The following is a 13108-nucleotide window of genomic DNA, read 5'->3' as shown; positions in this document are numbered from 1 at the left end:
CGCCTGGACCTGGCCGGCGTCCGCCGGCAGGCAGCGACGGCCGGTGTCCCGCCGCTGCTGCGGGCCCTGGTCCGCACCCCCGCCCGCCGCGCCGCCCAGGCCGCGAGCGGCGGCGCGCAGAGCACCGTCCTCGACGGTCTGCTGGCGCTGCCGCGCGAGGAGCGCAGGCCGGCGATGCTGGAGCTGGTCCGTGGGCAGGTGGCCGCGGTGCTCGGGTTCGCGGGCATCGCCGAGGTGCCGGCCGACCGGGCGTTCCGGGAGCTGGGCTTCGACTCGCTGACCGCCGTGGAGTTCCGCAACCAGCTCGGTGCGGCGGTGGGGCAGCGGCTGCCCGCGACCGTGGTGTTCGACCACCCGAACTCCGCGGACCTGGCCGACCACCTGCTGACCACCCTGCCCGGCGGCGACGACGCCGGGCGCAGCGTGGCCGAGGAACTGGACGTCCTGGAGTCGCTGATCGCCGAGTCCGAGCCGGAGGGCGGTGACCGGCTCCGGGTGGTCACCCGGCTCCAGGCGCTGCTGGCCCGGCTGGGCGACGGCCGGGGCGCTGAGCCGGCCGACGGCGCCGGCGCGGTCACGGACGTGATCGACGACGCCGCCGACGACGACCTGTTCGACTTCATCGGCCGGGAGTTCGGCATCTCCTGATTCCCCGCTTCCCCCACCCGAGGCCGGCCTCGACCCCCACCGAGGCCGGCCTCCCCTCCCTCGGCGCCGGTGACCCGTCACCCGGAAGAGCCAGGGCGCCGAGGGTTCAAGACCATCCGAGCGCAAGAGCGCCACATCACCAGAACGCCGGACCGCCAGATCCGCTAGGAGAAGAGACATCACCATGTCCAACGAGGAGAAGCTCCGTCACTTCCTCAAGCAGGTCACGGCCGATCTGCACCAGACCCGCCAACGGCTCGGCGAGCTGGAGTCGAACGCCCACGAGCCGATCGCGATCGTCGGCATGGCCTGCCGCTTCCCGGGCGGGGTGCAGGACCCCGACGGGCTGTGGGAGATGGTGCGCGACGGCGTCGACGGGGTGACGGCGTTCCCGACCGACCGCGGCTGGGACATCGCCGGGCTCCAGGGCTCGGACGACGACGGCTACGGCTCCGACACGGTCTTCGGCGGGTTCCTGCACGACGCGGGGGAGTTCGACCCGGCGTTCTTCGGCATCTCTCCGCGTGAGGCGCTCGCCATGGAGCCGCAGCAGCGGCTGCTGCTGGAGGCGTCCTGGGAGGCCTTCGAGAACGCCGGGATCCGGCCCGCCGAGCTGCGCGGCAGCCGGACGGGCGTGTTCGCCGGGCTGATGAACAACACCGACTACCTCGCCCAGGCCCCGGCCCTGCCGGAGGGCGTCGGCGGTTTCCTCTCCACGGGGACGTCCGGCAGTGTCGCCTCCGGCCGGATCTCGTACACCTTCGGGCTGGTCGGTCCGTCGATGACCGTCGACACCGCCTGCTCGTCCTCGCTGGTGACGCTCCACCTGGCGGTGCAGGCGCTGCGCAAGGGCGAGTGCTCGATGGCGCTGGCCGGCGGTGCGACGGTGATGTGCGCGCCGGGCACGTTCATCGAGGTGAGCAAGCAGCAGGGGCTGGCGGCGGACGGGCGCTGCAAGGCGTTCGCCGAGGACGCGGACGGCGCGGGCTTCTCCGAGGGCGCCGGGATGCTGCTGCTGGAGCGGCTGTCCGACGCGCGGCGGGCCGGCCGGCGGATCCTCGGCCTGGTGCGCGGTACGGCGGTGAACCAGGACGGCGCCTCCAACGGGCTGACCTCCCCGCACGGTCCGTCCCAGCAGCGGGTCATCCTGGAGGCGCTGGCCGACGCCAGGCTCGCGCCCGAGCAGGTGGACGCGGTGGAGGCGCACGGCACCGGCACCTCGCTGGGCGACCCGATCGAGGCGCAGGCCGTGATCGCCACCTACGGGCAGGGCCGCGACCGGGCGAACCCGCTGTGGCTGGGCTCGTTCAAGTCGAACGTGGGCCACACCCAGGCGGCGGCCGGCGTCGGCGGCGTCATCAAGACGGTGCTGGCGATGCGCCACGGTGTGCTGCCGAAGACGCTGCACGCCGACGAGGTGACCACGAAGGTCGACTGGTCGGACGGCACGGTCGCGGTGCTCACCGAGTCCCGTCCGTGGCCGGAGACCGGCGAGCCGCGCCGCGCGGGCGTGTCCTCCTTCGGCGTGAGCGGCACCAACGCGCACGTCGTCCTGGAGCAGGCGCCGGACGCGGAACAGCCGGCCGAGCCGGGCACCGAGGAGCCCGCCGAGCCGGGCGCGGTGCCGGCCCGGGTGCTCCCGGCGCAGGCCGCGCCGTGGCTGCTGTCCGGGGCGTCCGAGCAGGCCCTGCGCGACCAGGCCGAGCGGCTGCGGGCGTACGTCGCGGCCCGGCCGGAGCTGGACCCGGCGGACGTGGCGCACGCGCTGATCGCCGACCGCACCGTCTTCGACTACCGGGCCGCGGTGGTCTCGGCCGGCCGGGACGGACTGCTGGCCGGTCTCGCGGCCGTCGCCGAGGGGCGGGACGCGGGCGAGGGCTCGGCGGTCGTGCGGGGCATGGCCCGCCCGGACCGCAAGGCCGTCTTCGTCTTCCCCGGCCAGGGCTCCCAGTGGCTCGGCATGGCGGCCGGGCTGCTCGGGTCCTCGCCGGTCTTCGCGGACGCGGTCGCCGAGTGCGACGCGGCCTTCGCCGAGTTCCTCGACTGGTCGGTGGCCGACGCGCTGCGCGGCGCCGAGGGCGCGCCGGACGCCGAACTCCTGGACGTGCTCCAGCCGATGCTGTTCACCACCATGGTGTCGCTGGCCGCGCTGTGGCGGGCCTGCGGCATCGAGCCGGCCGCGGTGGTGGGCCACTCGCAGGGCGAGGTCGCGGCCGCGTACGTGGCGGGCGCGCTCTCGCTGCGGGACGCGGCCAGGATCGTCGCGCTGCGCAGCAAGGCGCTCCTCGCGCTGATCGGCAAGGGCGCGATGGCCTCCGTGCTGGCGCCGGTGGAGCAGGTCCGCGCGCACATCGCCCCGTACGGCGACCGGCTGTCGGTCGCGGTGGTGAACGGTCCCGGCGCCTGCGTGGTGGCCGGGGCACCGGACGCCGTGGACGAGTTCGTGGCCGCGATGGAGGCGGCGGAGATCCGGGTCCGCCGGGTGCCCGGGGCGCTCGGCGCCGGCCACTCCGCGCAGGTGGAGCCGCTGCGGGAGCGGATCCTCGCGGACCTCGCCCCGGTCGCGCCGCGGGCGGCGACGGTGCCGCTGTACTCGACGGTCACCGGCGAGCTGTTCGACACGGCCGCGATGGACGCCGAGTACTGGTACCTGAACATGCGTCGGACGGTGGAGTTCGACAAGACGGTCCGGAAGCTGCTGGCCACCGGGCACCGGCTGTTCGTCGAGGTCAGCCCGCACCCGGTGCTGACCGTCCCGCTGGGCGGCATCCTGGAGGACGTCGGCGGTGACGCCGCCGTCCTCGGCACGCTGCGCCGCGGCGAGGGTTCGGCGCCGCGCTTCGCGGCGGCCCTGGCCACCGCCCACGCGCACGGGGCCGAGCCGGACTGGTCCGCGGTGATCGCGCCGGGCCGTCCGGTGGAGCTGCCGACGTACGCGTTCCAGCGCCGCCGCTACTGGCTGGAGCCAGGCCCGTACACCGGTGACGTCGCGTCGGCCGGCCTGGTGCCCGCCGACCACCCGCTGCTGTCCGCCGCGATCGAGCGCGCGGACGGGGACGGGCTGCTGCTGACGGGCCGGCTCTCGTTGCAGGCGCACGGCTGGCTGGCCGACCACGCGGCGCTCGACACGGTGCTGCTGCCCGGCACCGCCTTCGTCGAGTACGCGCTGTACGCGGGCGCCCTGGTCGGCTGCGGGGCGCTGGAGGAGCTGACCTTCGAGGCCCCGCTGATCCTGCCGGAGCAGGGCGGCGTCGCGGTGCAGATCGCCGTCGGAGTGCCCGACGGGGCGGGCCGGCGCGGCATCGACGTGTACGGGCGCGTCGAGGGCGACGAGGACGAGCAGGTGTGGACCAGGCACGCGACCGGCTGGCTGGCCGGGGCGCCCGCGGCCGCCGGGTTCGACTTCACGGCCTGGCCGCCGCGGGGCGGCGAGCGGCTGCCCGTCGACGGCCTGTACGACGACTTCCACGCCGCGGGCATCGGCTACGGCCCGGCGTTCCAGGGCCTGCGCGCGGTGTGGCGGCGCGGCGAGGAGATCTTCGCCGAGATCGCCCTGCCGGAGGAGCTGCACACCGAGGCGGGCCGCTTCGGCGTCCACCCGGCGCTGCTCGACGCGGCCATGCACGCCGTCGCGGCGGGCTCGGTGGAGCCCGGTGGAGAGTCGGGCGGCGGGCTGTGGATGCCGTTCTCCTGGCGCGGCGTCAGCCGGTACGGGACCGGGGCGACCGCGCTGCGGGTGCGCTTCGCGCCGGTTCCGGGCGAGGAGGCGCTGTCGTTGCAGGTGGCCGACGCCTCCGGGCGCCCGGTGGTGGCGGCCGAGGGCCTGGTGGTGCGGCAGGTGTCGGCGGAGCGGCTGAACGCGGCCGGTGCCCGGCACCACGAGTCCCTGTTCCGGCTGGAGTGGGTGCCGCAGGCCCTGGCGGCGGGCGGCGCCCGGCCGTCGGCGGCGGTGCTCGGCGCGGGCCTGGACGGCGTCGCGCCGGCCCGGTTCGCCGACCTGGCGGCGCTGACCGCCGCCCTGGACGCCGGGGAGCGTGCTCCCGAGCTGGTGTTCGCCTCCTTCGGCCCCGCGGTCGCCCCGGCCGGTGCGGACGCCCTGAGTGAGGCCGCGCACCGGGCCGCGCTGGACGCGCTGGCCGCCGTGCAGGCCTGGCTCACCGACGAGCGGCTGGCCGACACCCGGCTGGTCGCGGTGACCCGCAACGCCGTCCCGACCGGCGCGGACGAGGACGTCCCCGGCCTGGCCGCCGCTCCGGTGTGGGGCCTGCTGCGCTCCGCGCGCACCGAGAACCCGGAGCGGTTCGTGCTGGTCGACTCCGACGAGGCCTCCGAGGGGGCGCTGCTCGCCGCGGTCGCCTCCGGCGAGCCGGAGCTGGCGCTGCGCGCGGGCACCGCGCTGACCCCGCGGCTGGTCCGGATGCCGGTGGCCGCGGAGCAGGCCGAGCAGGCAAAGCATTCTGAGCAGGCCGAGGAAGCCGGGCAGGCCGGGCAGGAGACCGCCGGGCCGCCGCTCGACCGGGACGGCACCGTCCTGATCACCGGCGGCACCGGCACCCTCGGCGCCCTGGTGGCCCGTCACCTGGTCACCGTCCACGGGGTGCGCAGCCTGGTCCTCACCAGCCGGCGCGGCCTCGCCGCCGAGGGCGCCCGGGAACTCGCCGACGCGCTGACCGGCCTCGGCGCGGACCGCGTCGAGATCGCCGCCTGCGACACCTCCGACCGGGAGGCGCTGGCGGCACTGCTGGCGTCCGTGCCCGCCGACCGCCCGCTCACCGCGGTGGTGCACAGCGCCGGCGTGCTGGACGACGGCACCGTCGACGGGCTCACCCCGGAGCGGCTGGCGAAGGTGCTGCGCCCCAAGGTCGACGCTGCGCTGCACCTGCACGAGCTGACCGAGGGCCTGGACCTCAGGGCCTTCGTGCTGTTCTCCTCGGCCGCGGGCATCATGGGCAACCCGGGCCAGGCCAACTACGCGGCCGCCAACGCCTTCGTCGACGCGCTCGCCCAGCGGCGCAGGGCGGCCGGCCTGCCGGCCTCCTCGCTCGCCTGGGGCCTGTGGCTGGACAGCCTCGGCGCCATCGGCGAGGCCAACGGCGAGCTGGCCGCGGCCCGTACCGGCAACCGCATCCCCGGCCTCACCTCGGAGGAGGGTCTCGGGCTGTTCGACGTGGCGCTCGGCGCCGGCCAGGCGGTGCTGGTGCCGATGCGGCTCGACCTCCCGGCGCTGCGCCAGGCCGGGCCCGAGGCACTGCCGCCGCTGCTGCGCGGCCTGGTCAAGCCGGTCGCCCGCCGTACGGAGGGCGGCCAGGGCGGGGACGGGCCCTCGCTGACCGAGCGGCTGGCCGGGGCCGCCGAGCAGGACCGCGGGGCGATCGTGCTGGAGTACGTCCGCACCCAGGCGGCGCTGGTGCTCGGCTACACCGACGCCGAGGCGGTGCCGCCCACCCGCCGGTTCCTGGAGATGGGCTTCGACTCGCTCAGCGCCGTCGAGCTGCGCAACCGGCTCGGTGCGGCGGCGGGGGTGCGACTGCCCGCCACGGTGGCCTTCGAGAACCCCACGCCGGAGGCGCTGGCGGCCTACCTCACCCGCTCCCTCGGGGCGGCCTCCGCGCGCGCCGAGGAGACGGCGCGGGTCCGGGAGCCGGAGAGCGTGTTCGGCGCCATGGCGCGCCGGGCGGGCGAACTCGGCCGGCTCCAGGAGTTCATCCAACTCCTCACCAGCGCCTCGGAGTTCCGGCCGTCCTTCGAGTCGCCCGAGCAGCTCGAAGGTGAGCTGGACGTGGTCCGGCTGGCGAAGGGCGACGGCGGCCCCGAGCTGGTCTGCATCCCGTCGATCCTGCCGATGTCGGGCCCGCACGAGTACGCGCGCTTCGCCGCCGCGCTGCGCGACGTGCGCGACGTCTCGGTGCTGCCCGCACCGGGCTTCGTGCCGGGGGAGCCGCTGCCGGCCGCCGTCGAGGTGCTGGCCGAGGCGCACGCCCGGGCGCTGCTCGCGCACACCGGCGACCGGCCGTTCGTGCTCGCCGCGCACTCCTCCGGCGGCATGCTGGCGCACTCCCTGGTCAGCCACCTGGAGCGGCGCGGCGTGCGGCCCGAGGCGCTGGTCCTGATCGACATCTACCCGCTGGACACCAACGCCTTCAACGGCGTGCAGGCCCGTCTCGGGGGCGGCGCACCGGAGTCCGGGGCGCAGGACGGCGCCGACGGTGCCGGCGCCGCCGCGGGCGGCTTCGGGGCGCTCGGCGACGTCCGGCTCACCGCGATGGCCGGCTACTTCCGGCTGTTCGCCGAGTGGCGGCCGCAGCCGGTCGGCACGCCCACCCTGCTGGTGCGCGCCACCGAGCCGCTGCCGAACTGGCGCCACCGGGAGGACTGGCGCTCCACCTGGGCGCCGGAGCACAGCGCGGTGGACACCGCGGGCGACCACTTCTCGATGATGGAGGAGCACGCCGAGAGCACCGCCCGCGCGGTGCACGGCTGGCTGACGGAGCGGCTCGGCTGAGCCGCCGCACCTGACGGTTCACCGGCCGGGGGTGGAGAACGGACCGCGTTCTCCACCCCCTTTTGTCCACCCCTGGCCTCAGGACCGGAAGCCTCGAAACGCCTAGTGTCGTCATCAGTTCTGAACGACATCGGAGGGTTCCCAGTGACTGACGGGATGCGAGACGCGCTCTTCCTGAGCGGCATTCTCATCACCATCGTTCTCTTCACGCAGGTGGGGCGACACCGATTCGGCCTCATCAAGCTGCTGATGCCACTGGGCCTGGTGGCCTGGTTCGCCTACGACATGCTGCACAACATGAAGGCGACGACGCCCAACATGACGTCCGCCGGGGTCGGGATCGCGATCGGCGTCGCCATCGGTATCGGCCTGCTCTACACGATGCGGATCGAGCACGACCCGGCGTCCGGAAAGACCTACACCAGGGCGGGAATCGCCTATCTGGCGATCTGGCTCGTGGTACTGGCCGGCCGGCTCGGATTCATCTGGACGCTGGAGAACAACGAGTCCTTCCGCGCCGATTTCGGCAAGTGGACGGTCGAGCAGCAGATCGACCCCGACGGGGTCGCCGCGTTCTTCGTCCTGATGGCCATGGCGATGGTCCTCTCGCGGACCCTCGGCGTCGCGATCCGCTGGCTGCGCCGGTCCTCCGTGGCCGCCCCCGCCGCCGTCAGGTAGGCCCGGCTCCGGGTCCCGGTGGGGCGTGGGGTGGGTAGGGGTTGTTCGCCTCTGCCCCCCGGCGGAACCATCGGAGACAGCAGTGCGGAGGAATGCGAAATGCATCGGGGTAGGGAGAGTCGGGCCATGCGAGTTTTCTGTACGGTGACCGGGACGCAGGGGCACGCCAACGAGGTGCTGCCGCTCGCCCGGGCGCTCGCCGCGGCGGGTCACGACGTCCTGGCCACGGTGCCCGAGCACCTCGCACCGGTCTTCGCCGGATCCCCGGTGGCGATCGAGCCGGTGATGCCGACCATTCCCGAGATCATGCAGGCCATCTTCTCGATGCGGGACCGTCGGGAGGCGCGCGGGGATTCCGAGGAGATCGTCGTCGACAACCGGCTCCAGATGATTCTCTGGGGCGGTGGTCCGCACATCACGACGACCTTCGAGCGCATTCTTCCGATCGCCAAGGAATTCGCCCCCGACCTGGTCCTGCGGGACGGCGGTGAACTCACCGGAGTCCTGATCGCCGAGGCGCTCGGAATTCCGCACGTGTCCTGCCCGTCCGGCCCGACGAACGTCACCGACCCGGAGGGTCTGCTGCCGTTCCTCAACGAGCGGCGCAGCGAGGTCGGGCTGGTCGCGAAGGACGCGCCGTGGTCGATCTACCCGCACGGCCGGATCGACTGCGTGCCCGGTGACTTCTCCTTCGTCCGCTACGACGTGCCGCCGGCCTTCGCCTACCAGCAGCCGGCCGCGCTGGGCGGCGGCTCCAGCCTGCCGGTTGAGCTGGCCGGGCTCTCCGGGGACCGCCCGCTGGTGGTCGCCTCGGTCGGCAGCGCGCTGCCGACCGTGATGGGGATGAAGTCCCAGGGCATCGAGCCGCCGGAGGGCATGCTCGACCCGACCGAGACGCTGCGCGCCATCATCGAGGGCCTGTCCGCCCTCGACGTGCACGCGGTGGTCGGCACGGCGGGCTTCCCGCTGGACGGCATCGAGATCGGCGACAACGTGGTCGTCATGGAGTGGCTGCCGCAGCAGCTCCTGCTGGAGTGCGCCCAGCTGTTCGTCACCCACGGCGGCTACGGCGGCGTCCGGGAGGCGATCCGTCAGGGCGTGCCGATGGTCGCCCTGCCGCAGTTCGGCGACCACCTGCACAACGCGCAGCGCCTCGCCGAGCTGAACCTCGGCGTGCACGTCACGGAGGTCACCCCCGAGGGTGTCGCCGAGGCCTGCCGCCAGGTGCTGTCCGACGAGCGGATCGCGGCCGGCGTCCGCACCGCGCACCGCCAGATGCTCGGCCTGCCGGACATCGACGACGTGGTGGCCTACCTGGAGCGCGTGGTCGCCGAGAACGCCGCCGTCTGACCCGAACCCCCAGAGCCCGTTGCCGGTCCCCCGTCCGGCAGCGTCAGGGCGGGCGCCGGTCCGAGACACCTCGGACCGGCGCCCGCCTTTCTCCGCGTTCCGGGGCCGGAGCGCGGCGGAGGACGGCGGAGGGCGGCGGAGGGCGGCCCGGCGAACGCGAAGGCCCCGCCGCGGACCACTGTCCGCGGCGGGGCCACCGCGCTGTGCCTCAGCAGGCCGCGCCGCGCCTCAGCCGGCCGTCGCGGCCGGCTCCGCGCCGTCGAACGGCGCGATGGTGCGCAGCAGTCCGCGCGGGTGTCCGCGCCGGCGCCACTCGCGCGGGTAGCCGATGGACACCTCCTCGAAGCGCACGCCCTCGTACCAGGTGGTGCGGGGGATGTGCAGGTGCCCGTAGACGGCGGCGGCGACGTTGAAGCGGGTGTGCCAGTCGGCGGTCAGCACGGTGCCGCACCACTGCGCGAACTCCGGGTACATGAGCACGTCGGTGGGCCGGCGCACCAGCGGCCAGTGGTTGACCAGGACGAGCGGGACGGCCGGGTCGTGCGCGCGCAGCCGCTCCTCGGCCGCGGCGACCAGCGCCCGGCACCACTCGGCCCGCCCCGGGTAGGGGTCGGGGTGGAGCAGGAACTCGTCGGTGCAGACCACGCCGGACTCGTGGGCGAGCCGGAGCGACTCCTCGGCCGTCGCCGCGCCCGGCACCCGGAACGTGTAGTCGTACAGGGTGAACAGCGGCGCCACCGCGAGCGGGCCGCCGGGCCCCGTCCACACCGGCCACGGGTCCTCCGGCGTCACCACGCCGAGCTTCGCGCAGCGGGCGACCAGGTGCCGGTAGCGCTCGACGCCCTTCAGCTGGACGGAGTCCTCGCGGGGCGTCCACAGTTCGTGGTTGCCCGGGGACCAGATGACCTTGGCGAAGCGGTCGGCCAGCAGCCGCAGCGCCTTCTCGATGTCGGCGGTCAGTTCGCCGACGTCCCCGGCCACGATGAGCCAGTCCTCGTCGTGGCCGGGGCGCAGCTGCTCGACCAGGGGCCAGTTGTCGGCCATCCCCACGTGCAGGTCGCTGACGGCGAGCAGGCGGGGGCCGGGGGCGGCGCGGTCAGGCGGAGTGGGCGACATGGGAGTCCAAACTGGTCGGCAGGTCCTGGCGCTGGCTGATGTTGATCTTCCGGTACACCCGGGTGAGGTGCTGCTCGACGGTGCTGACGGTGATGAACAGCTTGTCGGCGATCTCCCGGTTGGTGTGGCCGTGCGCGGCGAGTGCCGCGACCCGGCGTTCGGCCGCCGTCAGCGCGCCCTCGGCCGCCGGGGCCGGGCGCAGCGGACGCACCGAGCCGTCGGCGGCACTGCCCGCCGCCGAAGGCTGGAGCGCCTGGAAGAGCTCGTGCGCGCCGCAGCTGCCGGCGAGGCACAGGGCGCGGCGCATCAGCACCCGGCCCTTGGCCCGGTCGCCGAGGCGCTTGTGGGCCCGGCCGAGGTCGGCCGTGGCCAGGGCCAGCGTGTACCAGTCGTCCGTGCCACGCAGTAACTCCACGGCGGTTTCCAGGAGTTCGACCTGTTCGACGGCCGGCCTGGTGGACGCGAGCACCCGCAGCGCCTGGCCGCGGGTGCGGTCCTGGGCGGGGTAGACGCGTTCGAGGTGTTCGTCGAGCAGGGTGACGGCCCGCTCGCGCTGGTCCAGCCGCAGCCACGCCTCGGCCGCGCCGAGCCGCCAGGGGGCGAGCGCGGGGCAGTCCAGGCCCCACTCGGCCATCAGCCGTCCGCACTCCAGGAAGTCGGCGAGGGCGGCGTGGTGGCGGCCGGTGGCGAGGTGGAAGCGACCACGCGCGTAGATGAAGCCCAGCGCGAATCGGGTCCGGTACATCGCGTCCGGCACCGGCTGGTCGAGGGCGTCGGCGGCGGCCTCGTACTCGCCCATGTGGCTGCGGGCCTCGACCAGCACCGCGAGCGGCAGGCCGATGCCCACACCCCAGGCCCGCGGCGGCAGTTGACGCAGCGCGGACTCGGCGAGCCCGGCGGCCTCGGTGAGCCGGCCGCGGCGCAGCGAGATCAGCCCGCGCATCGCGGTCAGCACCGCGAGCGTGGTCGGGGCGTGCTCGCCGGAGACCTGGCCGAGCAGCCGGTCGCAGGCGCGGGCGGCGGCGTCGAGCCGGTCGTGCAGGACCAGGGTGAGCAGGGCGGCCCTGAGCGGCTCCAGGCTGTGGTCGGTGAGCCGGGTGGACTGGAGCACCTGTTCGGCGTCGGAGACGGAGCCCGGGCCGGGACCGCAGGTCGGCACCAGCACGCTGGTCAGCTCACGGAACGCGGTGAGCCCGGAGGTGTCCGGGGCCCGGTCGGGAACCCGGCCGGCGACCGGCTCGGGGGCCGGGCAGGCGGACGGCGGCTGCCCGGCGCCGTCCAGCGCGCCGGGGTAGGTGGCGGCCATCAGCAGCCGGGTGGCCTGGAGTTCGGCGTCCAGGCGCGGGGCGTCGTCGTCCTCGTCCAGGCAGGAACTGATGCCCCGGAAGACGGCGGCGGCGTCGTCCAGGTGCCCGTACCACATGAGCTGGGTGACCAGGCGCAGGGTGTAGTCCGGCGGGAGCAGGCCGTCGCAGGCCGGCTCGGTGAGGGAGCGGAGCTGCTGGGGCGCGGCGGCGGGCCGCATGCTCCAGGTGAGGTGGGCCAGCACGGACTTGACGGCGAGCCGGGCGGCCTCGTTCGGGCAGTGCCGCTCGGCGAGTTGCAGGCAGCGCATGGCGTAGTGGATGTCGTCGCGCACCAGCGCCCGGTGCGCCGCCTCCTGGAGCACCCGGTAGACCCAGTCCTGGTCGGCGGGCCGTTCGGTGTGGTCGAGGCCGAGCAGCTGGTCGGCGACGCGCATCGGGTCGGCGCCGCCGTGGTGCAGCAGTTCGGCGGCCCGGCGGCGCAGCCGGGTGCCCTCCTCGGCGGGCAGGTCGTCCAGGACGGCGGAGAGGACGGCCTCGTGCCGGAAGCGCGAGCCCTTGAGGATGCCGGCGACGCGCAGCGCGGCCACCGCGCCCCGGGCCCGCCGGTCGTCGAGGCCGACCAGCGCGCCCAGGTGCGGGGTGCCGTCGGCGCCGCCGAGCAGGGCCAGGCCGCGGGCGGCGGCCAGGGCCTCGTCGCCGCTGCGGTGGATGCAGCGCAGCGCGGCCTGCCGGAACGTCTCGCCCGGCGCCTGGTGGGTGAGGTGGTCGGCCAGCAGGGCCTTGACCAGCAGCGGATTTCCGCCGCCGGCCTCGTGGAGGACGGGGGCCAGGCGCCTCGCGTCGGCGGCGGGCAGCTGCCCGGTGAGCACCCGGGCGACCTCCTCGACGGTCAGCGGGTCGAGCCGGACCTCCAGGACGTCCTCGTCGGCGAGCAGTTCGTCCAGCGGCGAGTCGGGACCGCCGGCCCGGTCGCCCCGGGTGAGGATGACGGCCAGTGTGTTGGCGGGGGAGTGCCGCACCAGGTGCAGCAGACACCGCAGGGAGTGCCGGTCGGCGAACTGGGCGTCGTCCACGGTGATCAGCAACCGACGCCCGGCGGCCGGCCCGGTGAACTCCCGGCGGACCTCCTCCAGTACCTGCGGCGGGACGGGCCCGTCGGAATCCGGCCACCGGGGCCGTGGTCCGCCGTCGCCCGGCAGGCCCTGCCGGAGCTGTTCGAGCACCTCGTACGGCAGGCTCTGCTCGGCCGGCGAGGCCACCGCGCCGACGACGGTGCACCCGCGTTCGGCGGCGTGCTCCGTGAGCTCGCAGAGCAGTGTGGTCTTGCCGGTGCCGGCCGCGCCGTCGATGCTCGCGATCCTCGGCCAGGGGTCGTCGCCGACCCCCAGGAGGCCCCCTTCCAGAAATGCGTGGAGCCCAGTCGAGCGGCTGCTTCCGTTCCTCACCATCGCCCGTACCCTTTTCGTCCGCTGCTCACAGCGAGGACGGACGGGTGGGGCGGACCGTC

Annotated in this window: 5 protein-coding genes and 1 pseudogene; 4 read left to right on the top strand and 2 right to left on the bottom strand. The window is 75.0% G+C overall.

Features of this window, described 5'->3' with window-relative positions:
• The 4 genes and pseudogenes from ACZ7C5_RS06155 to ACZ7C5_RS06140 all read left to right on the top strand — a co-directional run.
• Nucleotides 1-648: acyl carrier protein (locus ACZ7C5_RS06155; RefSeq protein ID WP_470322091.1), on the top strand; the 648-nt coding region annotated here is incomplete at its 5' end.
• A gap of 184 nt (nucleotides 649-832) precedes the next feature.
• Nucleotides 833-7150, top strand: a pseudogene (locus ACZ7C5_RS06150) (type I polyketide synthase); the annotation flags it as partial.
• A gap of 156 nt (nucleotides 7151-7306) precedes the next feature.
• Nucleotides 7307-7828: a CcdC protein domain-containing protein gene (locus ACZ7C5_RS06145; RefSeq protein ID WP_401085259.1), complete on the top strand. Its 522-nt coding sequence runs from the start codon at nucleotides 7307-7309 to the stop codon at nucleotides 7826-7828.
• A 126-nt stretch (nucleotides 7829-7954) separates the two neighbouring features.
• Nucleotides 7955-9178 (top strand): glycosyltransferase, encoded by a 1224-nt coding sequence (locus tag ACZ7C5_RS06140; RefSeq protein ID WP_401085257.1) that lies wholly within the window; start codon nucleotides 7955-7957, stop codon nucleotides 9176-9178.
• 228 nt (nucleotides 9179-9406) lie between these two features.
• Here ACZ7C5_RS06140 and ACZ7C5_RS06135 read toward each other — a convergent pair whose 3' ends face one another.
• Both ACZ7C5_RS06135 and ACZ7C5_RS06130 read right to left on the bottom strand, forming a co-directional pair.
• On the bottom strand, nucleotides 9407-10294 hold the full coding sequence (locus tag ACZ7C5_RS06135; protein ID WP_401085254.1) for a metallophosphoesterase family protein: 888 nt from the start codon (nucleotides 10292-10294) through the stop codon (nucleotides 9407-9409).
• The gene (locus ACZ7C5_RS06130; RefSeq protein ID WP_470322090.1) at nucleotides 10275-13049 is read right to left on the bottom strand and encodes a LuxR C-terminal-related transcriptional regulator; all 2775 of its coding nucleotides are present in this window, start codon (nucleotides 13047-13049) and stop codon (nucleotides 10275-10277) included. The genes ACZ7C5_RS06135 and ACZ7C5_RS06130 overlap by 20 nt, the downstream gene beginning before the upstream one ends.
• Nucleotides 13050-13108 lie beyond the last annotated feature (59 nt).

The organism is Kitasatospora sp. NPDC036993 (assembly GCF_055607525.1).
This window is presented reverse-complemented; position numbering and strand designations above follow the sequence as displayed.